General features: G+C 68.7%; 24 protein-coding genes and 1 tRNA gene. 19 read left to right on the top strand and 6 right to left on the bottom strand.

What is annotated here, in order from left to right; all coding sequences use genetic code 11:
• Window positions 1–22: 22 nt before the first annotated feature.
• Window positions 23–682: a TMEM175 family protein gene (locus tag OB895_RS08845; protein WP_052492825.1), complete on the bottom strand. Its 660-nt coding sequence runs from the start codon at window positions 680–682 to the stop codon at window positions 23–25.
• A 77-nt stretch (window positions 683–759) separates the two neighbouring features.
• Between OB895_RS08845 and tilS the strand changes: the two genes are divergently transcribed.
• Window positions 760–1746 carry a tRNA lysidine(34) synthetase TilS gene (gene tilS, locus OB895_RS08840; RefSeq protein WP_042537183.1) on the top strand — a complete coding sequence of 329 codons (987 nt, stop codon included), beginning with the start codon at window positions 760–762 and terminating at the stop codon, window positions 1744–1746.
• A 91-nt stretch (window positions 1747–1837) separates the two neighbouring features.
• On the opposite strand, the gene OB895_RS08835 is transcribed toward tilS, so the two are convergent.
• A complete protein-coding gene (locus OB895_RS08835; protein WP_311879843.1) occupies window positions 1838–2323 on the bottom strand; it encodes a DUF937 domain-containing protein in 486 nt (161 codons plus the stop codon).
• A 245-nt stretch (window positions 2324–2568) separates the two neighbouring features.
• On the opposite strand from OB895_RS08835, the gene hpt reads away from it, so the two are divergent.
• The 10 genes from hpt (at window position 2569) to OB895_RS08785 (ending at window position 11273) form a co-directional block, all read left to right on the top strand.
• Window positions 2569–3120, top strand: a complete 552-nt coding sequence (gene hpt / locus OB895_RS08830; protein WP_042536974.1) for a hypoxanthine phosphoribosyltransferase — start codon at window positions 2569–2571, stop codon at window positions 3118–3120.
• An 81-nt stretch (window positions 3121–3201) separates the two neighbouring features.
• Window positions 3202–5202, top strand: a complete 2001-nt coding sequence (gene ftsH / locus OB895_RS08825; protein ID WP_042536976.1) for an ATP-dependent zinc metalloprotease FtsH — start codon at window positions 3202–3204, stop codon at window positions 5200–5202.
• A gap of 3 nt (window positions 5203–5205) precedes the next feature.
• The gene (gene folE / locus OB895_RS08820; RefSeq protein ID WP_079112205.1) at window positions 5206–5811 is read left to right on the top strand and encodes a GTP cyclohydrolase I; all 606 of its coding nucleotides are present in this window, start codon (window positions 5206–5208) and stop codon (window positions 5809–5811) included.
• Window positions 5808–6611: a dihydropteroate synthase gene (folP, locus tag OB895_RS08815; RefSeq protein WP_079112206.1), complete on the top strand. Its 804-nt coding sequence runs from the start codon at window positions 5808–5810 to the stop codon at window positions 6609–6611. Before folE ends, folP begins: the two co-directional genes overlap by 4 nt.
• A gap of 4 nt (window positions 6612–6615) precedes the next feature.
• Window positions 6616–7008, top strand: coding sequence for a dihydroneopterin aldolase (folB, locus tag OB895_RS08810; RefSeq protein WP_079112207.1), 393 nt, complete (start codon window positions 6616–6618; stop codon window positions 7006–7008).
• Window positions 7005–7544, top strand: a complete 540-nt coding sequence (folK, locus tag OB895_RS08805) for a 2-amino-4-hydroxy-6-hydroxymethyldihydropteridine diphosphokinase (RefSeq protein WP_079112208.1) — start codon at window positions 7005–7007, stop codon at window positions 7542–7544. Before folB ends, folK begins: the two co-directional genes overlap by 4 nt.
• Window positions 7541–8020, top strand: a complete 480-nt coding sequence (locus tag OB895_RS08800; protein WP_079112209.1) for a DUF3180 domain-containing protein — start codon at window positions 7541–7543, stop codon at window positions 8018–8020. Before folK ends, OB895_RS08800 begins: the two co-directional genes overlap by 4 nt.
• Entirely contained in the window at window positions 7974–8570 is a 597-nt protein-coding gene (locus tag OB895_RS08795) for a PH domain-containing protein (RefSeq protein ID WP_079112210.1), read from the top strand. The genes OB895_RS08800 and OB895_RS08795 overlap by 47 nt, the downstream gene beginning before the upstream one ends.
• A complete protein-coding gene (locus tag OB895_RS08790) occupies window positions 8567–10576 on the top strand; it encodes a PH domain-containing protein (protein WP_079112211.1) in 2010 nt (669 codons plus the stop codon). Before OB895_RS08795 ends, OB895_RS08790 begins: the two co-directional genes overlap by 4 nt.
• Window positions 10569–11273, top strand: a complete 705-nt coding sequence (locus OB895_RS08785) for a DUF2520 domain-containing protein (protein ID WP_042536992.1) — start codon at window positions 10569–10571, stop codon at window positions 11271–11273. Before OB895_RS08790 ends, OB895_RS08785 begins: the two co-directional genes overlap by 8 nt.
• A gap of 2 nt (window positions 11274–11275) precedes the next feature.
• Here OB895_RS08785 and OB895_RS08780 read toward each other — a convergent pair whose 3' ends face one another.
• Window positions 11276–13114 (bottom strand): DUF2207 domain-containing protein, encoded by a 1839-nt coding sequence (locus OB895_RS08780; RefSeq protein ID WP_079112212.1) that lies wholly within the window; start codon window positions 13112–13114, stop codon window positions 11276–11278.
• 80 nt (window positions 13115–13194) lie between these two features.
• Between OB895_RS08780 and lysS the strand changes: the two genes are divergently transcribed.
• Entirely contained in the window at window positions 13195–14721 is a 1527-nt protein-coding gene (gene lysS / locus OB895_RS08775; protein ID WP_079112213.1) for a lysine--tRNA ligase, read from the top strand.
• On the opposite strand, the gene OB895_RS08770 is transcribed toward lysS, so the two are convergent.
• Window positions 14714–15832 (bottom strand): DUF4192 family protein, encoded by a 1119-nt coding sequence (locus OB895_RS08770; RefSeq protein ID WP_079112214.1) that lies wholly within the window; start codon window positions 15830–15832, stop codon window positions 14714–14716. The genes lysS and OB895_RS08770 overlap by 8 nt on opposite strands.
• Before the next feature lie 112 nt (window positions 15833–15944).
• Here OB895_RS08770 and OB895_RS08765 point away from each other — a divergent pair, with 112 nt between their 5' ends.
• From OB895_RS08765 to OB895_RS08755, 3 genes are all read left to right on the top strand, one after another.
• Window positions 15945–16118, top strand: a complete 174-nt coding sequence (locus OB895_RS08765; protein WP_164481682.1) for a hypothetical protein — start codon at window positions 15945–15947, stop codon at window positions 16116–16118.
• Window positions 16119–16218: 100 nt separating this feature from the next.
• Complete coding sequence (cls, locus tag OB895_RS08760) at window positions 16219–17679, top strand: cardiolipin synthase (protein WP_042536999.1); 1461 nt, start codon at window positions 16219–16221, stop codon at window positions 17677–17679.
• Window positions 17680–17730: 51 nt separating this feature from the next.
• Window positions 17731–18471 (top strand): hypothetical protein, encoded by a 741-nt coding sequence (locus OB895_RS08755; RefSeq protein ID WP_079112215.1) that lies wholly within the window; start codon window positions 17731–17733, stop codon window positions 18469–18471.
• Window positions 18472–18501: 30 nt separating this feature from the next.
• Here the strand turns inward: OB895_RS08755 and OB895_RS08750 are convergent, their stop codons facing one another.
• Entirely contained in the window at window positions 18502–19500 is a 999-nt protein-coding gene (locus OB895_RS08750; protein ID WP_079112216.1) for a diacylglycerol/lipid kinase family protein, read from the bottom strand.
• Between the two features lie 74 nt (window positions 19501–19574).
• Here OB895_RS08750 and serS point away from each other — a divergent pair, with 74 nt between their 5' ends.
• The 4 genes from serS to OB895_RS08730 all read left to right on the top strand — a co-directional run bounded on the left by serS (window position 19575) and on the right by OB895_RS08730 (window position 23111).
• The gene (gene serS, locus OB895_RS08745) at window positions 19575–20858 is read left to right on the top strand and encodes a serine--tRNA ligase (protein WP_079112217.1); all 1284 of its coding nucleotides are present in this window, start codon (window positions 19575–19577) and stop codon (window positions 20856–20858) included.
• Window positions 20855–21676: an HAD family hydrolase gene (locus tag OB895_RS08740; protein WP_079112218.1), complete on the top strand. Its 822-nt coding sequence runs from the start codon at window positions 20855–20857 to the stop codon at window positions 21674–21676. Before serS ends, OB895_RS08740 begins: the two co-directional genes overlap by 4 nt.
• A gap of 42 nt (window positions 21677–21718) precedes the next feature.
• Window positions 21719–21803 (top strand) — tRNA-Ser (locus OB895_RS08735).
• A 54-nt stretch (window positions 21804–21857) separates the two neighbouring features.
• Entirely contained in the window at window positions 21858–23111 is a 1254-nt protein-coding gene (locus OB895_RS08730) for an LCP family protein (protein ID WP_052492826.1), read from the top strand.
• A gap of 75 nt (window positions 23112–23186) precedes the next feature.
• On the opposite strand, the gene OB895_RS08725 is transcribed toward OB895_RS08730, so the two are convergent.
• On the bottom strand, window positions 23187–23783 hold the full coding sequence (locus OB895_RS08725) for a TetR/AcrR family transcriptional regulator (protein ID WP_042537007.1): 597 nt from the start codon (window positions 23781–23783) through the stop codon (window positions 23187–23189).
• Window positions 23784–23786 lie beyond the last annotated feature (3 nt).

Here is a 23786-nt window from a genome sequence, read left to right as displayed (position 1 = left end):
CGGTTGGATGCCGCGCACTAGCCTACCCGCGGCCGGTGGATGGCCTGGGCGCCTGCCGCGACGCCCGGCTCAGCAGCGTCGTCACGACCCCTGTCAGCAGCAGCACGAGGAGCCCGGCGTAGCCGAGCGACGGCACGAACACCGCGATCGCGAGGGCGATCAGGAACAGGATGATCGCGGCGAGGTCGCCGATCACGCCAGCTCGCAGAACGTCGACCGGCGTCGTCGTGAAGTCGGGATGACGCAGCAGATAGAGCCACCCAGCCAGGGTCGTGATCTGCGTGAGGATCAGCGTGCCGATGTAGACAACCGGCTGCAGAGAGTCGGTCTCCATCTGTCCGATCATCGCGGTCGGCACGGGCAGCCAGACGATCGTCGCCATCCAGGCGATGTTGATCCAGAGCAGCGGGCCCGTGACCCACTCGACGTCGCGGTACTGCCGATGGTGGCCCATCCAGAACGTCGCGATGAGGACGAAGCTCAGCCCGAAGCTCAGCAGCTGACCCGAATGCTCGACGAAGAACTCGGCCGTGCTGAGCGTGCCGGAGGCGGCCTCGGACACGGATTCCATGAGCGGAAGGATCAGCAGAGTCATCGCGATCGCGACGACGGCATCGACGAACGCCTTGAACCGCTCTGTCCTGAACCGCACTGCCCTGAAACGCACTGGGTGATCCGTCACGGCGCCAGGTTAGGACGCAGAGCCCGCAGAGCGCGAGACCTGCGCGGCGATCCATCCTCGTGATCTACCGTTGGTCTGTGCCGTCGCTATCACCCGCCATCGCCGAGATCCGCCTCGCCGTGCGCACCGCGCTCGCCGATCTGCCCGCGGGATCGACCGTCGTCGTCGCTCTCTCCGGGGGAGCGGACTCGCTCGCGCTCGCCGCGGCGACCGCGTTCGAAGCCCCCAAGCTCGGACTCCGAGCGGGGAGTCTCACGGTCGACCACGGTCTTCAGGACGGATCGGATGCTGTCGCCGCACGCGCCGCGCGAACGGCGGCGGCGCTGGGGCTCGACGCTCTCATCGTCCGGGTCGAGGTGGGCGAGGACGGCGGTCCGGAGGCCGCGGCCCGCGACGCGCGGTATCGGGTGCTGAAGGACGCTGCCGCGGATGCCGGCGCTTCAGCCGTGCTGCTCGGACACACGCTCGACGACCAGGCCGAGACGGTGCTGCTCGGTCTCGCCCGCGGATCCGGGGCGGCGAGCCTGCAGGGGATGGCGCCGGTGCGCGAAGACGACGACGGGCTGCGCTGGGTGCGGCCGTTGCTCGCGGTGCGGCGCGAGACCACACGAGCGTGCTGCACGGCATCCGACCTCGAGGTCTGGGACGACCCGCACAACGCAGACCAGCGATTCGCGCGGGTGCGTGTGCGCGACCGCGTGCTGCCGGTGCTCGAAGCGGAACTCGGCCCCGGCATCGCCGAGGCTCTGGCGCGCACGGCCGAACAGCTGCGGGAAGACGCCGAGGCGTTCGACGAGATGATCCACGAGACGATCGAGGACATCGTCGAGCATGCCGAGGCAGGGATCTCGGTCAGCGTCGCCGCTCTCGCCGCCAATCCGGCGGCTCTGCGCAATCGGATCATCCGACTGGTGGTCGACAGCGAGTTCGGGGTGAGCCTGACGCGCCTGCAGACTCTCGAGGTCGCGCGGCTCGCCACGGACTGGGCGGGTCAGGGACCCATCGACCTGCCGTCGTGCTCGGCGGCCCGGGTGGGCGGACGCATCGTCTTCACCGCGCGCTGAGTCGCAGCATCCCGCGACCCGCAGCGACGAGAGAACCCCTGCGGTCCCGTCCTCGGGGGCCGCAGGGGTTCTGGTCAGGCGGGGGCCGCTGCTACTTCTTGCCGCCGAGCAGGCCGCCGAGCAGGTCTCCGATGCCGCCGCCACCCGAGGACTTTCCGCCGCCGAGGATGCCGCCGAGCAGGTCGCCGATGCCGCCGCCGCCCGACGAGCTGCCGCCGCCGAGGATCCCGCCGATCACATCGCCGATGCCGCCGCCACCCGACTGCGTCTCTGCAGCGTCGGGCTTCGCGGACTTGTCCTTCGTGGCGTTGGCGATCAGGCCCATCACGATCGGGGCGAGGATCGGGAGGAGCTTGCCGAAGTCGATGCCGGCGGTCTCCTTCGACTCCGTCAGCTTCTCGGTGACCTGCTTCTCGTCGTCGCCGAGGATGTGCGCGACGATCTTGCCGCCATCGGCCTGATCGATGTCGTCTACCTTCGCCGCCCCGGCCTTGCCCTGGTGGCGCTTCAGAGCGTTCTCGATCGCCGCAGAGCCCTCCGCGGTGGACGCGTTCTTGGCGAGGCCGCCGAGCAGCACGGCGCCGCCCTGTTCGACTGCCTCTTTGGCGACGTCGGGGGGGGACTCCGAGCTTCGCGGCGATGTCGTCGATCGGGACCTGCGTGAGGATGTCGTCGAGTGCCATGGGTGAATCCTTCCGTCTGCGGGCCCACGCCCGTTCAAGCGCCACAGTAGTGCGGATGCCGGACCTGTACCCGGAATTCTGGTGGACGATCTGCGGATCCTGTGCGGGACCATGCCGGTGCGTCACCTAAAATCAATCCATGCGCGCCGCGGAGATCCAGGACGACCTTGCTCAGATCCTCGTCACAGAGGAGGAGATCATCGCCAAGCTCGATGAGCTCGCAACTCGGGTCGCGGCCGACTACGAGGGCAAGGAGATCATCCTCGTCGGCGTGCTCAAGGGCGCGGTCATGGTCATGGCCGACTTCGCACGTGCTCTCCCCTTCCACGCCCCGATGGACTGGATGGCGGTCTCGAGCTACGGCGCGAGCACCAAGTCGAGCGGCGTGGTGCAGATCCGCAAGGACCTCGACACCGACCTGAACGGCAAGCATGTGCTGATCGTCGAGGACATCATCGACTCGGGCCTCACCCTCAGCTGGCTGCTCGAGAACTTCGAGTCGCGCGGTGCGGAGTCGATCGAGGTGCTCGCACTGCTGCGCAAGCCGGAGGCCGCGAAGGTCGTCATCGACTGCAAGTACGTCGGCTTCGACATCCCCACCGACTTCGTCGTCGGCTACGGCCTCGACTACGACGAGCGTTACCGCAACCTGCGCGATGTCGCGGTGCTCGCTCCCCACGTCTACAGCTGATCGGCTGCTCGGGGCGCACCGCTACGCCGTGGGTGAACGCACAGCGGCCACCTAGGGCCCGCGCGATACGCTGATCCGACCATGGATGTCAAGAAGCTCACTCGGAATCCGCTGATCTACGTCGCTCTGATCGGTCTGCTGCTGTTCGGCGGCTTCCTGCTGATCTCGAACCTCGGCGCGCCGAAGCAGATCACGACCCAGGAGGGTCTGGAGCTGCTCTCCGGCAAGACGGTCACCGAGGTCGTGAACACCGACGGAGACCAGCGCGTCGACATGACCCTGTCGAAGGCGTTCGAGGGCTCGGAGAACGTCCAGTTCTACTACGTCGAGGCGCGCGCCGAAGAGGTCGTCTCGGCGATCAACGCCGCCGAACCGAAGGACGGCTTCAACGACGCCGTGCCGCGCGCGACGTGGTTCGACGGCATCCTCTCCCTTCTTCTTCCCCTCGTGCTGCTCGGCCTGCTGTTCTGGTGGCTGCTCTCGTCGATGCAGGGCGGCGGCAGCAAGGTCATGCAGTTCGGCAAGTCCAAGGCGAAGCTCGTCAACAAGGAGACGCCGACGGTCACCTTCGCCGACGTCGCGGGTGCAGACGAGGCGATCGAGGAGCTCCACGAGATCAAGGAGTTCCTGCAGGACCCGGCCAAGTTCCAGGCCATCGGCGCCCGCATCCCGAAGGGCGTGCTGCTGTACGGCCCTCCAGGAACCGGAAAGACGCTGCTCGCCCGCGCCGTCGCCGGAGAGGCCGGTGCCCCGTTCTACTCGATCTCGGGTTCTGACTTCGTCGAGATGTTCGTCGGTGTCGGCGCCTCCCGCGTCCGTGACCTGTTCAACCAGGCCAAGGAGAACGCGCCGGCGATCATCTTCATCGATGAGATCGACGCCGTCGGTCGCCACCGCGGCGCCGGCATGGGCGGCGGGAACGACGAGCGCGAGCAGACGCTCAACCAGATGCTCGTCGAGATGGACGGCTTCGACCCGAACGCGAACGTCATCGTGATCGCGGCGACCAACCGCCCCGACATCCTCGACCCGGCTCTCCTGCGCCCCGGCCGCTTCGACCGCCAGATCGGCGTCGACGCCCCCGACCTGCGCGGGCGCCAGAAGATCCTCGAGGTGCACAGCAAGGGCAAGCCGCTGTCGAAGAGCGTCGACCTCGAGGTCGTCGCCCGCAAGACCCCCGGCTTCACCGGAGCGGATCTCGCGAACGTCCTCAACGAGGCCGCACTGCTGACCGCTCGCTCGAACGCGCAGCTGGTCGACAACCGTGCGCTCGACGAGGCCATCGACCGCGTGATCGCGGGCCCCCAGCGTCGCACCCGCGTGATGAAGGACAAGGAGAAGCTCATCACCGCGTACCACGAGGGCGGTCACGCTCTCGCTGCCGCGGCGATGAACTACACCGACCCCGTCACGAAGATCACGATCCTGCCCCGAGGCAAGGCTCTCGGCTACACGATGGTGCTGCCGCTCGACGACAAGTACTCCATCACCCGCAACGAGCTGCAGGACCAGTTGACCTACGCCATGGGCGGTCGCGTCGCTGAGGAGATCGTGTTCCACGACCCGACCACCGGCGCCTCGAACGACATCGAGAAGGCGACGTCGATCGCTCGCAAGATGGTGCTCGAGTACGGCATGACCACCCAGGTCGGACCGGTCAAGCTCGGCAGCGAGGGCGGCGAGCCCTTCGCCGGTCGCGACATGGGCAGGGGACGCGAGTACTCGGAGAGGGTTGCCGAGCGGGTGGACGCAGAGGTGCGCGCGCTCATCGAGCAGGCTCACAACGAGGCCTACGAGGTCATCAGCGCCAACCGTGACATCCTCGATCGCCTCGCCCTGTCGCTGCTCGAGGAGGAGACCCTCGATCACAACCAGATCGCGGAGATCTTCACCGAGGTGAAGAAGCTCCCCGAGCGTCCGCTGTGGCTCTCGAGCGAGGACCGCCCCGTCTCGGAGCGGCCTCCGATCGAGGTCCCGAAGAAGGACGTCTCGCTGGTGGCTTCGGTCGAAGCGCCCACTTCGGCTCCCCGCACGCAGCCCGGATCGGCGGGAGCCGGCCAGGCTCGACCCGCGACGGCCTGACCCGTGTCTGTCGACCGCGCGCGTGTCGAACGGCTCACCAGGGAACTGCTCGAGGCGATCGGCGAAGACCCTGATCGTCCGGGACTGAAGCAGACACCGACCCGCTTGGGCGATCTCTATGCGGAGTTCTTCTCGGGCGTGGGAGAGGACCCGGCGGCTCCTCTCGCGCACACGATCAGCGTCGCTCGAGGTCCTGCTCCCGACACCCTCCCGTCGGGTGCCGTGCTGCTGAGGGACATCCGCTTCCGGTCGGTGTGCGAGCACCACCTGCTGCCGTTCGTCGGGCGTGCGCACATCGCCTATCTGCCGGGGGAGCAGGTCGTCGGACTCGGGGCGCTCGTGCGCGTGGTCGAGATCCTCGCCGGTCGCCCTCAGGTGCAGGAGCGCCTGGGCGAGCAGATCGCCGACACGATCGCCGAGCATCTCGACACCCGTGGCGTGCTCGTGGTGCTCGACGCGAGCCACGGCTGCGTGACCATGCGCGGCGGACGACAGCCGGAGGCCTCGACGCTCACGATCGCCGCCCGGGGCGAGTACACCGAACCGATCGCACGGGCCGAGCTCATCGCGCTGATCGGGGCGTCGGGCTCGGGGATGGCGCACGGATGACAGGCATCTGGGGCATCGTCAACGTCACGCCCGACTCGTTCAGCGACGGCGGCCGCTATCTCGACGTCGATCGGGCAGTCGAGCACGGCCTGCGGCTGCGGGCCGACGGAGCCAGCGTGCTCGACGTCGGCGGCGAGTCGACCAGGCCCGGCGCCGAGCGGGTGGGAGTCGAGGTCGAGCAGGAGCGCGTGCTCCCGGTCATCGAGCGCCTCGTCGCTGCCGGAGCGCCCGTGAGCATCGACACCATCAACGCCTCCACCGCCGCGGCAGCCGTGCGTGCGGGGGCACGGATCGTCAACGATGTCTCCGGTGGACTGGCCGACCCCGAGATGCTCGCGGCGGTCGCAGAATCCGGCGCCGACTACGCGATCGGTCACTGGCGCGACAGCCCTGAAGACATGTATGCGAACGCCATCTACCGTCGGACTGCTCGCGAGGTGGCGGGGGAGCTCCAGGAGCGGATGGGCGAGGCCGCGGCATCGGGGATCGCGCCGTCGCGGCTGATCCTCGATCCGGGCATCGGGTTCTCGAAGCGAGGCGGACAGAACTGGGGCGTCCTGCGCGGACTCGACGAGATCGTCGCGCTCGGCCCGCGCGTGCTCATCGGCACGTCACGCAAGCGATTCCTCGCGGAGACCATCGGAGTGAACCCCGAGGAGGTCTCGGAAGCGCGGCGCGATCTCGCGACCGCCGTCACCAGCGCGTTGGCCGCGCGGGCGGGGGTGTGGGCCGTGCGGGTGCACGATGTCGGTGCCACCCGTGATGCTCTCGCCATCGTGCACGCCTGGGAGGGGAAGTAGGACCATGGATGTCCTCGACGAGATCGCCCTGACAGGACTCACCGTGTTCGGTCGGCACGGCGTCTACGACCACGAGCGTGAGAACGGCCAGGAGTTCACGATCGACCTTCGCCTCAGGATGCCGCTGAACGACGCCGCGGCATCGGACGATGTGGCCGACACCGTGCACTACGGAGAGCTCGCAGAGAAGGTCGCCGAGGTCGTCGCGGGCGAGCCGGTGAACCTCATCGAGACGCTCGCGGAGCGCATCGCCGCAGTCGCGCTCACCGACCCCCGGGTGCACTCGGTCACCGTCACCGTGCACAAGCCGCACGCCCCGATCCCGCTCACGTTCTCCGATGTCGCCGTCACGGTGCGCCGGGCGCGGCAGCGATCCGCCGAGGAGGCATCGCGATGAGTCGCAACCTGGCCAACCCGCCGAGCCTGCCCGGCCCCCGACCCGGGCGGGAGGAGGCCGTGGCCGTCGTCGCCTTCGGCGCGAACCTCGGCGATCGCGAGGACACGATCCGCGCCGCAGCCGAGCGCATCGCGCGGCTGCCGCTGGTCAGAGACGTGCGCCTGTCGTCGCTGTTCGAGACGGTGGCGCTGCGGCTCGATGGGCCTGATCCGGAGGCCCCCGGATACGTGAACGCGGTCGCGCTGGTGACCACGCGCCTCGCCCCGTCGATCCTGCTCGGCATGCTGCACGCGATCGAGGACGAGCACGGACGTGAGCGCCATGAGCGCTGGGGCGATCGAACCCTCGACCTCGACCTGATCGCATACGGCGACGAGTCGGCCGACGGCGATGGTCTGCAGCTGCCGCACCCTCGTGCCTTCGAGCGGCTGTTCGTGCTCGAACCGTGGCTCGAGCTCGACAGTGACGCCGTGCTGCCAGGCAGAGGTCGCGTGGCCGAGCTCGTCGCCGGGCTGCGTCGCCGGGAGCACTCATGAAGCGCACCTCCCTCGGACTCCTCGCGGTCCTCGCCGTGCTCGCCGCGGCCGGGGGCTTCGTCCTCGACCACATGCTGACGGCGATGGGCCGCACGACCTTCACACCGTCGCTGCTCCTGCCCGTCTTGCTGCTGCTCATCGCCGGGGCCTCGCTGGGGGTCGCCTGGCCGGTGCGTGCGAGCGTTCGCAACGGCATCCGCATCGATCCGTTCCGCGCGACCCGTGCGGTGACGCTCGCCCGCGCATCGAGCCTGGTCGGGGCGATCATGGCCGGGTTCGGTGCGGGGCTGCTGGCGTTCCTTTTCTCCAGGCCGATCGATCCCCCGGTAGGGTCGACTGTGGCGATGGTGGCACTGATCGGAAGCGCGATCGTGCTCGCGGTCGTCGCGCTCATCGCCGAACAGTTCTGCACCCTGCCGAAGGATCCTGATGACTCAGAACCCAGAGATCGAGCCGGGGACCCCGGCACCGCTTAGTTCGACGGAGGTCACCGATCTCGCTGCCCTCGACCAGGGCACCTACTCGCAGCTGCGCACCGTGCGCAACGAGGCGAGGCTGGAGCTCGACGGCACCTGGCATCAGATCTCGCCGCGCTACGTGGTCTCGCAGGTCCTTCAGAATCTGATCTTCGTCGCGTTCGTGCTGGCGGCCGCCCTCGTGCTGGCGCTGGTGCTCGACCAGACCTGGGTGTGGATCCCGGCAGGCGTCATCGTGCTCATCACCCTGATCACGCTGGTGATCCTCCCCCGGCAGGCCAAGGCGATCGGGTACATGCTCCGCGACGACGACATCGTCTTCCGCAAGGGCATCCTCTGGCAGCGCATGATCGCGGTGCCGTACGGCCGCATGCAGCTCGTCGACATCACGCAGGGGCCCCTCGACCGGGCCTTCGGCGTCTCGCAGCTCAAGATGGTCACCGCCGCCGCGACGACAGGCGTGCAGATCCCCGGACTCGCCCAGGCTGCCGCCGAGGCGCTGCGCGACACCCTGATCGCCGTCGCCGAGACCCGCCGGACGGGCCTGTGAGCGATCAGTCCTTCCCATCGCCCCCGGCACCGGCCGAATCCCCGGAGCGGGACGCGACCCTCGCCGACGGCGAGTGGCACCGGATGCACCCGCTCACCCCGCTCTTCAAGGGCGGGCTGGCGCTCATCATCATCGCGGGTATCGCGATCGCCAACCTGCGTGATCGGCTCATCGCCTGGTTCGTCGAGTTCTTCACTCCCGATGAGGTGCATTACGACGACTACTCGGGCGGGGATCCCGTCGACTGGGTCTTCGAGAACAACCTGCTCATCGTGGTGCTGCTCAGCGTGCTGGCGCTCGTCGCCGTGCTCGTGCTCGTCTTCTGGTTCGTGTGGCGGTTCCAGCAGTTCCGGATCACCGGCGATCATGTCGAGGTGCGCAAGGGCATCGTCTTCCGCTCGCACCGGCGCGCACCGCTCGATCGGGTTCAGGGCGTCAACCTCACCCGCCCGTTCCCCGCGCGCATCATCGGACTCGCGAAGCTCGAGGTCGTCGGGGCGGGCACAGACTCCAACGTCGAGCTCGAGTACCTCGCGACGCCGCGCGCAGAGGCGGTGCGGACCGACATCCTGCGTCTCGCCTCGGGTGCGCGCGCGGCGAGACTGACAGCCGCGGATGCCGCAGCCGGAGTGCGGCCCTCGGATGCCGCGGGTGCCGCCGGCGGTGCGCCTGGTTCGGCGCGAGCGCAGCTCGTCGGGTCGGTGAACGCCGGGGTCAACGATCTGATCAGCGGCGTCGACCTCGCCGATGTCGAGCCCGAGAGCGTGGTCAAGATCCCGACCGGTCGCCTGGTCGGGTCGCAGCTGATCTCGAGCGTGATCTGGTTCGTCTTCTTCGGGATCATCTTCGGCGTGGCGGTCGGCGGCGTCGCGATCGGCTCCCTGATCGACGGCGATCCGATCGGCGGGTTCCTCGGCCTCGGCATCACGCTGGGCATCGGGATCCCCATGATCATCGCGATCGTCGGAATCACCTGGGCGCAGATCTCGAAGTCGCTGCGCTATTCGATCGCTCCGACGCCCGATGGCGTGCGGATCACCTACGGTCTGCTGACGACCGTGACCGAGACGCTGCCGCCGGGGCGCATCTTCGCCGTGGAGGTCACGCAGTCGCTGCTGTGGCGTCCGTTCGGCTGGTGGACCATCAGGATCAACCGCATGAGCGGCAAGAGCGCCGCGCAGCAGTCGTCGGGCTCCGCACAGCAGTTCAACGTCGTGCTTCCTGTCGGCAAGCGCGCCGATGTCGAACGGGTGCTCGCCCTGATCCTCCCGGATGCTCCGGTCGCCGACATCCCGCTCGTCTGGGAGCACGGCATCCTCGGTCCGGTCGAGGGCGATCCCTATCGGACGATGCCGCGGCGCGCATGGTGGCGCCGACCGGTGTCGTGGAAGCGGCACGGCTTCGCGCTGACCGAGTTCGGACTGCTGCTCAGGCGCGGAGTCGTCTGGCGCAAGCTGGCCATCTTCCCGCTGGCACGACTGCAGGGCGTGTCGCTCTCTCAGGGACCGATCGATCGCGCGCAGCGTGTCTCAGGTGCGCAGGTGCACTCCGTGCAGGGCCTCATCACGGGGTATCTGTCGGGTCTCGAGCGCGACGACGCTCTGTATCTCCTCGATGGCGTGAGCTCGGCAGCGGTCGCCGCCGCAGCGCGCGATCATACCCATCGATGGGGTGAGTACGTGACGGATGCCGAGGGGGCGCAGGTTCCCGGGTACCCGGGCGCCGGGGCGGACACCGCGGCTCCCGATCTCGCGGCTCCCGTTCCTCCGCCTCCCGCGCCGCCTGCTGCTCCGGTCGGTTCTCCGACTGGGCCTCCGGCACCTCCTGCGGCTCCGGCGCCTCCGGCACCTCCTGCGGCTCCGCAGGCGCCTCTTGCTCGGCCGGCCGTGGCTCCGGCACCGCCCGCGCCGCCGGTCTCGCCGCCTCCTGCGTCACCGGTCTCGCCGCCTCCTGCGCCGCCCGTCTCTCCGGCACCTCCGGCGCCGCCGGCTCCGAACGGTGAGTGATCCGCTGCGCCGTGACGGGCGCCTCGGGGTCGGCATCATCGGGGCCGGGCGCGTGGGGCCCGTCATCGGTGCGGCTCTCGCCGGAGCGGGACACGCGATCACGGGAATCACCAGCGGCTCGGACGATGACCGGGCATCAGCAGTGCTGCCGGACGTGCCGATCCTCGATGCTCTCGAGGTCGTGCGTCGCAGCGAGCTCGTCGTGGTGGCCGTGCCGCATGACCAGCTGCCCGCTCTGATCACCGGCATCGCCGAGGTCGGAGGATGGCAGCTCGGCCAGCTCGTGCTGCACACCGACCCCGGTCACGGCATCGAGGTGCTGCGGCCTGCTGCCGCGAGCGGAGCCATCCCGCTCGCTGTGCATCCGGCGATCGCCTTCACGGGCACCTCGGTCGATCTGCGGCAGCTGCAGGCGAGCTATGCGGCGGTCACCGCTCCCGCCGCAGTGCTGCCCATCGCGCAGGCCCTGGCCGTCGAGATGGGGTGCGAGCCGGTGGTGATATCGGAGGCGGATCGTGAGGCCTATGCCGACGCGATCCAGACCGTCACCGAGTTCTCGCGCTCGATCATCGCGCAGTCCACCTCGCGCCTCGGCGAACTCGGCATCGAGAACCCGGGCGGCTATCTCTCTGCACTCGTGCAGTCGACCGTCGAGCGGGCGCTCCGAGACGCGTCCGGCCCGCAGCCGCTCCTCTGAGGTCAGCGACCGCCCGAGAAGCCGCCGCCCCCGCCGCCGCCCGAGAAGCCGCCGCCGAACGATCCGCCTGCGCTCGACGAGCTGCTGGCGCTCGGCGCCGAGTACGTCGCGGAAGCCTGCGAAGAGGCGGCGAATGCGATGAGCTGGCCGTGGACGAACGGCGTGCTGGGGTCGCCGATCCACGTCGCCCCGCGCTGCTCGAAGGCGTACACCTGCTCGAGCAGGGCTCCCCATTCGTTCTCCATGCCGAACAGCATCGCGTAGGGGAGCAGGCGCTCGTAGACGACGATCACGTTCGCGCTGCCGTCCTGTCGCCGCTCGGCGCCGGAGTACGACTGGAGCATCTGCAGCCGATCGGCTTCAGCGACGCGGATGAACTCCCGCACGCCCATGAGGTACTCGTACTGCCGAGCCCCTTCGGCAGAGAGCACCGTGTGCCTCGAGAAGCTGTAGAAGGATGACAGGAAGACGAGGAACGCTCCGAAGGCGATCGCCACGAACGCGGGAATCGCCGAGACCCTCCCCGCGATGATCCCCGACATGCCCAGGGCGAAGCCGACCAGCACGATGCCGATCGCGCACCACTGCACGATCATCGCGCCCCTGCTGCGGGCCTTCGTGGTGAGCCCGCGTGAGACAGCCGCCTCGATGCCGTGCTGCGACAGGGTCTTCATGCGAGCGGCGAACTCCTCGCTCGCGTGGGGGAGTTCGGCGACCCCCGCGGAGTCCGCGCCGGCGAACAGCGCGTCCAGCGCCTCGACATCGAGCTGGTCGGGGATCCGGCCACCCGGAAGGCGCCGCAGCCGCGGCTGTTCGGCGTCCGTCCCCTCTTCGATGCGGAGCGTGCCGCGCACAGCGAGGTGGATGATCTCGGCCGGGATCGGATCCTTGGCTCCGGGCACGATCGCGGCGGCGAGCAGCGGCGGCAGGGAGTCCGGCACGTCGTACTGGGCCACGATGATGCCGCTGGCCTTGCGCCGGTTCCTCTTGAAGGCAGAGACGGTGAACCAGCTGGCGACCGAGAGCGCGAGTCCACCGAGCGCGGCGACAGCGGGCACTGTGTCGGTCACGGGGTTGGGCTGCCGAGCCGAGGGCTGCGCGGCGGTGTTCGACTCGAATCCGACGGCGATCGTGATGCCCTCGCCGGGGGAGAGCTCCTTCGCCTCGACACTGAGCTGCGAGCCGTCCGAGGATGCGATCAGATCGCACTCGTCTGTCGAGCCCTGGTAGCCGGCGTAGCAGCGCGCGTCGCCGGTCATCCGATCCGTCATCGCCTCGTCGAACGCGACCTCAGCATGGAAGGCCTCGATGCGCTGAGTGCTGTCGAGCGGCAGCAGGTCCCAGTAGAACTCGTCGACGCCGGAGTCGGCGGCGAGGATCACGTCGCGCATCTCGTATTCGATGACGTAGGTCGTGAGTCCGCGCACGTAGTCGTCGTCGCCGGTGAGGACCAGCAGCAGTCCGTCCTCGTTCTCGGTCTCGTACGGCACGTCGGCCCCGGTCTCGTCGGTCACGGACAGCACACGCGGATCGAGCCACGCATTCTCGTAGCTGGTAGGCAGTCCGCGGACGATCCCCTTGTTCTGGTCGATGTCGGGGAAGCGCGCCGTGAGGGTCTCGGTGACGTGCATGCGGGCGCGCCCGTCGTCGTCGAGCCCCACCTCGTAGCGCGCGTCCCACGACGCGTACGCGAAGTCGTCGACATCGGCGCGGACCGCCGTCGCACCGGACGCGGGGGCCGCGGGCGGCGCTGCTGCGGCAGCGGGAGCCGCTGACATGAGCAGCGCAGCGGCGGTGAGACCGGTCGTGACGAGAACGTGGGCGAGTCTGGTGGCTGCCATGCTTCGAGGCTACCCAGACTCGACCGCGGGGTGAGGGACGCGACCTCGGTAAACTGGACACGACTTTCAAGGAGCCCCGAATGACTGACGCGTCTGCCGCGCCCGACACGACCACCGCCGCCACCGAAGAAGACGTGCACGAGCAGAAGGCCGTGCGCCTGGCCAAGCGCGAGCGTCTGGTCGCGAACCGAGCGGACGCCGGCGGGGGAGCCTTCCCGGTCAGCGTGCCCGTGACCCACCAGATCCCCGCGCTGCGCGCCGAGTACGACGAGCTCGAAGCCGGTGCCGAGACGGGTGTCGTCGTCGGCGTCGCCGGTCGCGTGGTCTTCAGCCGCAACACCGGCAAGCTGTGCTTCGCGACGTTGCAGGCCGGCGACGGCTCGCGGATCCAGGCGATGATCTCGCTCGCGAACGTCGGGGAGGAGTCGCTCGCCGACTGGAAGGAGTACGTCGACCTCGGTGATCACGTGTTCGTGCACGGCGAGGTGATCTCCAGCCGCCGAGGCGAGTTGTCGATCATGGCCGATGCGTGGGCGATCGCCTCGAAGGCGATCCTGCCGCTGCCCAATGCCTACTCCGAGCTCAGCGAGGAAGGGCGTGTGCGCAGCCGCTACCTCGATCTGATCGTCCGCGAGCAGGCGCGTACGACCGTGCGCGCCCGCGCCGCGGTCAACGCGAGCCTCCGGGCGACGTTCGGCAGCCACGACTATCTCGAGGTCGAGACGCCCATGCTGCAGGTGCAGCACGGTGGAGCATCCGCTCGTCCGTTCGTCACGCACTCGAACGCCTTCGACACCGAGCTCTATCTGCGCATCGCGCCCGAGCTCTACCTGAAGCGCGCCGTCGTCGGGGGCATCGAGCGGGTGTACGAGATCAACCGCAACTTCCGCAACGAGGGCGCCGACTCGACGCACAGCCCGGAGTTCGCGATGCTCGAGGCCTACCAGGCCTACGGCGACTACAACCAGATGGCCGCCCTGACGCAGGAGCTCGTGCAGCAGGCGGCGATCGCGGTGGCCGGTTCGACCACGGTGACCTGGGCCGACGGCACCGAGTACGACCTCGGCGGCGAATGGGATCGCATCTCGATGTACGAGTCGCTGTCGGCGGCCTCCGGTCGCACGATCACGCCGAGCGACTCGGTCGAGGACCTGATCGCGTTCGCCGAGACGAACGGTGTGGACCTGCCCGCTCAGGCGACGCACGGCAAGCTGGTCGAAGAACTGTGGGAGCACTTCGTGAAGGGCGACCTCGTGCGGCCCACCTTCGTGATGGACTTCCCCGTCGACACCTCGCCGCTCGTGCGCGAGCACCGCTCGATCGAGGGCGTGGTGGAGAAGTGGGACCTGTACATCCGCGGCTTCGAGCTGGCGACCGGGTACTCCGAGCTCGTCGACCCCGTCATCCAGCGCGAGCGCTTCGTCGAACAGGCGAAGCTCGCCGCTCGGGGAGATGTCGAGGCGATGCCCGTCGACGAGGAGTTCCTGCGGGCACTCGAGCACGGCATGCCGCCGTCCGGGGGAATGGGCATGGGGATCGATCGCCTGCTGATGGCGATCACGGGGCTCGGCATTCGCGAGACCATCCTGTTCCCGCTGGTCAAGTAGCGGGCGTCGCGCCGCGTCTGAACGCCCACTCCGGAAGCATCGCCGCGTTGATCATCGTCTCGAGCAGGGCGGCGAGGCCGTATTCGGGGTCGATCGCCCGCACGAGATCGAGGTACTGCCCGGCGTGACTCGATCGGCCGAGCGCCCACGAGAGCCATGCCGCAGCGGTGAGCGGTGCGGGCCTGGTGTCTCGCGGCGCGAGCGCTGCGGCGGTCCGGACGAGTGAGAGGGCGACCCCGAGCCGCTCCGGATCGGGAGTGGGCCCTCGACCGAGGAAGACCTCGCCGAGGTCGTCCGGCACCGTGGAACCGGAGTCGGCGAAGGTGAGCTGCGCCTCGAGTGTGCGTTCGCCGCCGTGGACATCGGTCGCCCACTGCGTCAGTGCCACATCTCGGAACAGCGGGCGTTCGAGGCACCAGAGGAGTGCGGCGGTGGCGAACGGCGGCAGATCATCGGGTGACGCGAGCACGGCTTCGAAGAATGCCGGGATGTCTTCGAGGAGCACGAGCGCAGCGATCGCCTGAGGGTTCTCGGCGCCCGTCGGCCCGGCCTCTCCGCCCCGCGCGAGGAGGTCGGTGACGTCACGCAGCGCTCGCCCCACCCTCTCTCTGTCGGCGAAGCCTGCCGTCGGCAGAACAGCGCCGGCACGCTGGTCGCCTGAAACGTCGCCGACGCCGGGCACCTCGGGGGCCGTGCGATCGAGAGCGCGGAGCTGCGGGTCGTCGACGAGATAGCTCGACCAGCCGCCGGGGGTCACGCAGAGCGCGTCCACGATTCGCAGTCCCGCGTCCTCCGCGCGCCCGAGGAGTTCGTCGACCTCCACGGCGAAAGGAAGGACGAGCCCATCGCGCGTCTTCTGCGCAGCCTCGTCCGTGTAGACGACGAGGGCGACCGCATCCGTTCGCTCGACTCGTGAGACCAGACCGACCGCGGCATCCGCGTAGTCCTCGAGCTCGACGTCGTCGCGGGGGAGGTCGAGTCTCATCGCACCGTAGGTGCGTGTGCCTCGGAACGGCAGCAGGACGAGGCTCTCGGTCGGGGTGAAGCCTGCGAGGGAGGGGACGATGCTGAGGAACTCAGCGGAGCCGGAAGCACGGAGCAGTGTTGTCATCCGGCGAGTCTCATCGCACCGCTGTCGTGACGGTCCGATTCCACAGCGCCGATCGTCGATCAGCTGCAGGCCCCCGAGTGTGGAGGAGCAGTGGGTCGCGTACCATGGAGCCATGGAGAACTTCTGGCTCGCAGCCGCATGGTCGATCATCCCGACCATCGGGGTGAGCGTCGTGTTCTTCTTCGTGCTCCGCGGAATCCTGCGGTTCGATCGCACCGAACGCAAGGTGCACGCACGGATCGAGGCCGAGGAGCGGGCCGCGCGCGGTCTGCCGCCGCGCTCCTGAGCGGCGTCGGCACCATCGGCTACTGTGTAGCCAGCGCACCGTCCGCGGTGCCCACTGACGCGCCCGGCGTCGCAGTGCCGACCGGCCGAGAGGACGAGGGATGACGCCCGAGATCTGGGCTTGGTGGACCGCGGCGTTCCTGATCGCCCTCGACCTGACGATCCGCATCACGGCGATCATCGTGATCCCGCGCAACCGGCGACCCACTGCGGCGATGGCGTGGCTGCTCGCGGTCTTCTTCATCCCGTTCATCGGCGTCTTCCTCTTCCTGCTCATCGGGAACCCGCGCCTGCCGCGCGCCCGCCGCCGCAAGCAGGATCAGATCAACGAGTACATCGCCGAGACGAGCGAGCACCTGCACTTCGGCACCCTGCGACCGGATGCGCCGAGCTGGTTCCCCCCGCTCGTCGAGATGAACCACAGGCTCGGAGCGCTGCCGATCTCGGGGGACAACGGCGCGCATCTGATCGCGGACTATCAGGAGTCGCTGGACGCGATGGCCGACGAGATCCGCAAGGCCGAGGACTACGTCCACATCGAGTTCTACATCCTCCAGGCCGACGCCTCGACAGACAACTTCTTCCGCGCGATGGAAGAGGTCGCAGAGCGCGGCGTGCACGTCCGCGTGCTCCTCGACCACTGGGCGAACAGATGGAAGCCGAAGTATCGGCAGACCGTCAGGCGGCTCGATCGCATGGGCGCGAACTGGCATCTGATGCTTCCGGTGCAGCCGCTGAAGGGGCGCATGCAGCGGCCCGACCTGCGCAACCACCGCAAGCTCCTCGTCGTCGACGGCAAAGTAGCCTTCCTCGGCTCGCAGAACGTCACGGACTCGACCTACAACCTGCCCAAGAACATCAAGCGCGGTCTGCACTGGGTCGACCTCATGGTCCGCATCGACGGCCCCGTCGTGCTGAGTGTGAACGCCATCTTCCTCAGCGACTGGTACAGCGAGACCGACGAGGTCCTGCAGGAGATCGACATCTCGCACGCCGAGACCGGGTCGGGAGATCTCGACTGCCAGGTCGTGCCGTCGGGGCCCGGGTTCGAGGTCGAGAACAACCTGCGTCTCTTCCTCGGGCTGCTCTACGCGGCCAAAGAGAAGATCATGATCGTCAGCCCGTACTTCGTGCCGGATGAAGCGCTGCTGCTCGCCGTCACCGCCGCGGTCGACCGTGGAGTCGCGGTCGAGCTGTTCGTCTCCGAAGAGGGAGACCAGGCGATGGTCTATCACGCGCAGCGCAGCTACTACGAGGCGCTGCTCAAGGCCGGGGTGCGGATCTGGATGTACCGCAAGCCCTACATCCTGCACACGAAGAGCCTCACCATCGACGACCAGGTCGCCGTGATCGGCTCGAGCAACATGGACATGCGTTCGTTCGGTCTGAACCTCGAGGTGTCGATGCTGGTGCGGGGCGAGGAGTTCGTCTCCGAGATGCGCGCCGTCGAAGACGTCTACCGCTCCCTCAGCAGGGAGCTGACTCTCGAGGAGTGGATGCAGCAGCCTCTGCGCTCGACCGTCCTCGACAACCTCGCGCGCCTCACCTCGGCGCTGCAGTAGGGCGGCAAGGCGGGGGTGCCCTCCGCAGACCGCGGCCGGTACCCTGTGTGCATGGAATCCCCATCGCGTGTCATCGCCGCACTCTCGTCCTTGGCCGCCGTGCTGCTCGTCGCAGGGTGCACGATCGGCCCTGGGGCTACCGGGTCGCAGGCGACCTCGAACCCCTCGAGCGGGCCCGGCCAGAGCACGGACGACTCGGATGACGTCGAAGGCACGCTGCTCGACGACGGCCGGATGTTCGCCGTCGTCACCTGGGGATCCTCCACCTGCGTTCCGCAGGTCGACACGGTGACGACCGAAGGGCAGACCGTCTCGGTGACACTCGTCGAGCCGGAGTCCGAGGGAGACGGCGAGAAGGCATGCACGGCCGACCTGGCGTCGCGTGCGAGCGTCGGTGCGCTGCCGGAAGGTGTCGACCCGACGAAGGAGATCACCCTGCAGGTGACCTACGGCGACGTCGTCGACGACGTCGATCTCGACGGCGACCCCTCGTTCACCGGCACTCCCGGCTCGTCGACCGAGTACGCGCCCACCGCCGGCTGGTTCGACGACGGCTCGCTGGTCCTGCTCACCTGGGGCTCGTCGAGCTGCGCCCCCGTGGTCGAGGATCTCGAGGGCTCTGGCGCCTCGGGCACGGCGACTTTCGCGACCGACGACGACCAGGTGTGCACCATGGACATGGCGCCGCGTGCGACGATCCTGGAGTTCGGCGAAGATGCCGTCGATGACGACGCCTTCACTCTCACGCTCGTCGGCGGCGGCCTCGACGGCACGGTCGAGGTACGGGGCTGACGCAGCAGTCGGACGCCCGAGCCGCAGCGATCAGAACGACGCGACCGGATGGTCGGCGGGAAGGGCCAGCAGGAGCGCCCCGGGGTCGACGCGGCAGGTGATGCGCACCGCGGTCCCGAACTCATCGCCGTCGAGTTCGATCGGGGTGGGGGAGGTCACGGCCGCTTCGGCGGCGGCTCCGCGGAAGTAGTGCACCGAGGCATCCCGGCCCCGACGTTCGAGCACCCGGCGACCGGCGCGTGAGCGCCGCAGCACCGAGTTGTCCCACCAGATCTTGCGCCAGACCCCGAGCCAGCCCCACATGCCGGTGGGCTGGATCACGGCGACGTCGAGCACGCCGTCGGTGATCGACGCGTCGGGGATCAGAGAGATGCCCGCCGGCAGAGTGCCGCAGTTGGCGAACAGGATGCTGTGCACCTTGGTCGAGTGCAGGCGGCCGTCGTCGATCTGGAACACGGAGCGGAACGGCTCGGCGGTCACGAGCGACCTCGCGGCTCCGTCGACGTAGGCGATCCATCCCACCGACTTCTTCAGGTCTGGGCGGGTGTTGGCGATCATGTCGGCATCCAGCCCGACGCCCGCGAGAACGACGTAGGCGTGCTCCTCGTGCTCGCCGTTCTCCCGCGTCAGGCGCGCCCAGCCGATGTCGATCGCGTGGCGGAACTCGCCCAGCGCCGCGCGGATCATCTCGTCCGGGTCGGCCAGCGGGAGCCCCAGGTTGCGCGCCAGCAGATTTCCGGTGCCGCTCGGCAGGATCGCGAGTGGCACCCCGGTGTTCGCGATGGCTTCGGAGACCGCGCGCACCGTGCCGTCTCCGCCGGCCACGAGCACGACATCCACGGCGCGGGCGAGGGCTTGGGCCGTCGCAGCCTGGCCGGGGTCTTCGATCGTTGTCGGATAGAAGGCCGGGTGCTCCCACCCTGCCTCGCTCGAGAGCGCGCGGACTCTGGCCCGCAGATGCTTCTCGTCGACTTTGATCGGGTTGTAGATGAGCGCCGCCTGGCGTCGGCCGGTGGCGCTCGTGGTCATGGCGCTACTCTAACCCGGGCGTCGACCCACCCGGTCGCGGCGGACGCGCCCGGGCCGCACCATAGACTTGGTGGATGATCGACCTCGCACTCCTCCGCGAAAATCCGGAGATCGTCCGCCGTTCTCAGGCCGCCCGTGGCAACGACCAGGGCACCGTCGACATCGCGCTCGAGGCCGACCGATCGCGCCGCGCGGCGCTCGCCGCGTTCGAGGAGCTGAGGGCCGAGCAGAACGCGTTCGGCAAGCAGGTCGCGAAGGCGCCGAAAGACGAGAAGGCGGCGCTCGTGGCGCAGGCCAAGGATCTCGCCGAGCGCGTCAAGCAGGCGCAGCAGGCGGCGAACGAGGCCGCCGAGGCCCTGGCCGCTGCTCTCGCACGCATCGAGAACGTGGTCATCGACGGCGTCCCGGCCGGGGGCGAGGCCGATTTCGTCGAGCTGCGCCGAGTCGGTGAGGTGCCCGCATTCGACTTCGAACCCCGTGATCACCTCGAGCTCGGTGAGATCCTCGGCGCGATCGACATGGAGCGCGGCGCGAAGGTGTCTGGCGCTCGGTTCTACTTCCTGCGCGGCATCGGGGCTCGTCTCGAGATCGCGCTCATGAACCTCGCGCTCGACAAGGCGCTGCAGAACGACTTCGTGCCGCTGATCACACCCACCCTGGTGCGGCCGGAGATCATGCAGGGCACCGGATTCCTCGGCGAGCACGCAGACGAGGTCTACCACCTCGACAAGGACGACGACCTGTACCTCGTGGGCACCAGCGAGGTCGCGCTCGCCGGATACCACAAGGACGAGATCCTCGATCTGGGCAAGGGCGCGCTGCGGTACGCCGGCTGGTCGACCTGCTATCGCCGCGAGGCGGGCTCGCACGGCAAGGACACCCGCGGCATCATCCGGGTGCACCAGTTCAACAAGCTCGAGATGTTCGTCTACACGAACCCGGAGGATGCGGAAGCTGAGCACCTGCGTCTCGTCGCTCTGCAGGAGGAGATGCTGACCTCGCTCGGCCTCGCCTATCGCGTGATCGACGTCGCAGCAGGCGACCTCGGCTCCAGCGCAGCGCGCAAGTACGACATCGAGGCGTGGGTGCCGACGCAGGGTGCTTTCCGCGAGCTCACCTCCACCTCGAACTGCACGACGTATCAGGCGCGCCGCCTCGACATCCGACACCGGCCCGAGGCTCACGAGGGCCAGACCGCGAAGACGCAGCCGGTGGCGACCCTCAACGGCACGCTCGCGACGACCCGCTGGATCGTCGCGCTGCTCGAGACGCATCAGCAGGCCGACGGTTCTGTGCGCGTGCCGGAGGTGCTTCGGCCGTACCTCGGCGGGCTCGAGGTTCTGGAGCCGACCGCGTGACGGCCCCCTGGCTCGTCGGGCTCGACGTCGACGGAACGATCATCCTGCAGGACGAGACGATGAGCCCCGGCGTGCCCGAGGCCGTCGCGCGGCTGCGGGATGCCGGTCACGAGGTGACGATCGCCACCGGACGCAGCTGGATGGCCACGCGTCGCTGGGTCGAGCAGCTCGAGCTGACCCCGCAGTTCGTGGTGTGCTCGAACGGAGCGGTGACCATGCGTCGGGTGGGCGACGAGTGGGAGCGGTGGCACATCGAGACGTTCGATCCGTCTCCCGTGCTCGCTCTCCTGCGCGACCGCCTGCCGGAGGCCCGGTACATGGTCGAGCTCGGCTCGGGGCTCAGGCTGTACACCGAGCACCTGGACGACTGGACGCTCGACGGCGGACGACAGGTCGGCTTCGAAGAGCTGGTCGCCGAGCCGGTCTCCCGTGTCGTCGTCGTGTCGCCGGGTCACGACGAGGAGGACTTCCACCGCCTCGTCGCGGAGGCAGGACTCAACGAGGTCTCGTACGCGATCGGCTGGACGGCGTGGCTCGACATCGCGCCGCAGGGCGTCGACAAGGGCACGGCGCTCGAGCGCGTGCGCACCGAGCTCGGCTTCGAGCGCGGGCAGGTCTTCGTGGCCGGCGACGGACGCAACGACATCGGCATGTTCGAGTGGGCGCTGGGGCTCGACGGCCGTGCCGTCGCCATGGGGCAGGCGCCCGCAGAGGTCAAGGATGCCGCGGGCGAGGTGACCGGCGACGTCGAGGACGGCGGGCTCGCAATGGCACTGAACACGCTTCCAGCGGCCGCCCAGGTCAGCGCGAGAGAATAGAACTCGGCTAGACTCACGGCTTGTCGGCAGATTCGTCTGTCGGGAGGGTTGTCCGAGTGGCCGATGGAGCTGGTCTTGAAAACCAGTGGGCAGAGATGTCTCGTGGGTTCGAATCCCACACCCTCCGCATTCCAGGGAACGGTGTCCCCCCGCACCGCACGCTGAAACCGAAAGGCACCGAGTGAGTCCTCACACCCGACGCCGTCGTACCATCGCGCGACACGGACAGCTCCACTCGCCGGGCCCCGTCAGCCAGCTTCTGACGTTCATCGCGATCGGTCTCGCCGTCGTCCTGGTGAGCGGCTTCGGCGTCGTCTCGTACATCGTCTACGACCTCTCGAGCACGGTCTCGGCCAACGCGGTCGAGCTGGACAGCACCGAGGAGCTGCCGCCGGACATCAGCGAGTACGAGGGCGGATTCAACATGCTCCTCACCGGTGTCGACACGTGCGAAGAGGCCTATGCGCAGTACTTCGGCGAACGCTGCACCGGCGCCGACTCCGAAGGCACGCTCAATGACGTGAATCTCCTCCTGCACGTGTCGGAGGAGCCCCGCCGCATCACCGTCGTCAGCCTGCCCCGAGACATGATGGTGCCGATCCCCGAGTGCGAAGACGCCGAGGGCGACGTGCACTCCGCGATGAGCAAGCAGCAGATCAACACCGCCTACACCGACGGCGGACTCAACTGCGTCGCGAAGACCGTCTCCGACCTCACCGGTCAGGAGATCCAGTTCGCGGCATCGGTCACGTTCGGCGGTGTGATCGAGATCACGAATGCGATCGGCGGCGTCGAGGTGTGCCTCGCCTCTCCGATCAAGGACCGCTACACGGGCCTCGATCTGGCAGCCGGAAACCACGTGATCGAGGGCATCACCGCTCTGCAGTTCCTCCGCACCCGCCACGGCGTCGGAGACGGCAGCGACCTCGGACGCATCGGCAACCAGCAGCAGTACATGTCGAGCCTGGCGCGCACGCTGATCAGCGGCGAGACGCTCGGCAACGTCCCCATGATGTTGAAGCTCGCGACCACCGGTCTCGACAACGTCGAGGCGAGCACCTCGCTCGCCGACCCGATGAAGATCGTGCAGATCGCGCTCGCGGTGAAGTCCGTGCCGTTCGAGGACATCGTCTTCCTGCAGTACCCGACGTTCGCGGACCCGGCCGACCCCAACCGCGTCGTGCCGGACAAGGAGTCCGCCGAGGCCATGTGGAACGCGATCAACGAGAACGCCCAGCTGCAGGTCACGCATCAGAACACCGAGAACGACGGAGTCGTCGTGACGGATCCGGCCACGCAGACGCCCGCCGACGCGGGTGCCGAGGCGGCGACGCCTGACCCTGCGGCGACACCTGAGAACGTCGTGGCGCTGCCTGACACGATCAAGGGCAACTCGGCCGCGCAGCAGACCTGCTCGAACGGAAACGTCCGCTGACGTCCACGCCGACCGCACGGACCATCCCGAAGAACCGCCCCTCCTGCCTGTCAGGGTGTGGGCGGTTCTCCGCGTTCAGCGCGTAGGCGTCTCCGGCTGATCGGTCGGCGGGTAGAGCACGTCCATGAGGGCTCCGATGATGCCCGGCATGTCGACGGAGCGGTCGATCATCCACTGCAGCTGCAGCCCGTCGGCGACCGCCTGGATCACCCGTGCCATGGTGTCCGGGTCGAGCGTCGCCCGGTGGGCGGCGTCGTGGACGAAGCTGTCGGTGATGCTCTCGCGGAGCTTCTCGCTGCGCTCGAGGAAGTACTGATGGGCCGGATGCGCGGGGTCGACGGCGTCGACCGAGAGGCGTGAGAACAGTTCGACGACTCCGGGGACCTCGGTGTTGTGGCGGATGACATCGATGAACGCGGACTTGCCGTCGACCGGATTCAGCGTCTGCGGCATCATGCCGTCGTGCTCGTCGCGCTTGCGCAGCACCTCGGTGAAGAGCTCCTCCTTGCTGCCGAAGTAGTGCAGGAGCGCGGCGGGGGTGACGCCGACCAGCTCGGCGATCTGCTTGAGCGAGGCGTTCTGGTAGCCCTTGCGGCCGATCACATCGAGAGCGCTCTCGAGGATCTCCTCGCGTCTGGCGACGCCCTTCGCGTATGAACCTCGTCGTGCCATCCC

Source organism: Microbacterium forte (assembly GCF_031885415.1).
In the GTDB taxonomy this organism is placed as follows: Bacteria; Actinomycetota; Actinomycetes; order Actinomycetales; family Microbacteriaceae; genus Microbacterium; species Microbacterium forte.
Note: the sequence above shows the minus strand (reverse complement) of the source record. Positions and strands in the feature narration are given on the sequence as shown.

What these genes read in the sequence shown, in the direction of transcription:
- OB895_RS08780 (WP_079112212.1), bottom strand. Translation starts at nt 13,114, where the DNA reads ATGGCAGCCACCAGACTCGCCCACGTTCTCGTCACGACCGGTCTCACC.
- serS (WP_079112217.1), top strand. Translation starts at nt 19,575, where the DNA reads ATGATCGACCTCGCACTCCTCCGCGAAAATCCGGAGATCGTCCGCCGT.
- folP (WP_079112206.1), top strand. Translation starts at nt 5,808, where the DNA reads ATGACAGGCATCTGGGGCATCGTCAACGTCACGCCCGACTCGTTCAGC.
- OB895_RS08755 (WP_079112215.1), top strand. Translation starts at nt 17,731, where the DNA reads ATGGAATCCCCATCGCGTGTCATCGCCGCACTCTCGTCCTTGGCCGCC.
- hpt (WP_042536974.1), top strand. Translation starts at nt 2,569, where the DNA reads ATGCGCGCCGCGGAGATCCAGGACGACCTTGCTCAGATCCTCGTCACA.
- OB895_RS08770 (WP_079112214.1), bottom strand. Translation starts at nt 15,832, where the DNA reads ATGACAACACTGCTCCGTGCTTCCGGCTCCGCTGAGTTCCTCAGCATC.
- lysS (WP_079112213.1), top strand. Translation starts at nt 13,195, where the DNA reads ATGACTGACGCGTCTGCCGCGCCCGACACGACCACCGCCGCCACCGAA.
- OB895_RS08765 (WP_164481682.1), top strand. Translation starts at nt 15,945, where the DNA reads ATGGAGAACTTCTGGCTCGCAGCCGCATGGTCGATCATCCCGACCATC.
- OB895_RS08725 (WP_042537007.1), bottom strand. Translation starts at nt 23,783, where the DNA reads ATGGCACGACGAGGTTCATACGCGAAGGGCGTCGCCAGACGCGAGGAG.
- cls (WP_042536999.1), top strand. Translation starts at nt 16,219, where the DNA reads ATGACGCCCGAGATCTGGGCTTGGTGGACCGCGGCGTTCCTGATCGCC.
- OB895_RS08750 (WP_079112216.1), bottom strand. Translation starts at nt 19,500, where the DNA reads ATGACCACGAGCGCCACCGGCCGACGCCAGGCGGCGCTCATCTACAAC.
- ftsH (WP_042536976.1), top strand. Translation starts at nt 3,202, where the DNA reads ATGGATGTCAAGAAGCTCACTCGGAATCCGCTGATCTACGTCGCTCTG.
- OB895_RS08795 (WP_079112210.1), top strand. Translation starts at nt 7,974, where the DNA reads ATGACTCAGAACCCAGAGATCGAGCCGGGGACCCCGGCACCGCTTAGT.
- OB895_RS08800 (WP_079112209.1), top strand. Translation starts at nt 7,541, where the DNA reads ATGAAGCGCACCTCCCTCGGACTCCTCGCGGTCCTCGCCGTGCTCGCC.
- folK (WP_079112208.1), top strand. Translation starts at nt 7,005, where the DNA reads ATGAGTCGCAACCTGGCCAACCCGCCGAGCCTGCCCGGCCCCCGACCC.
- folB (WP_079112207.1), top strand. Translation starts at nt 6,616, where the DNA reads ATGGATGTCCTCGACGAGATCGCCCTGACAGGACTCACCGTGTTCGGT.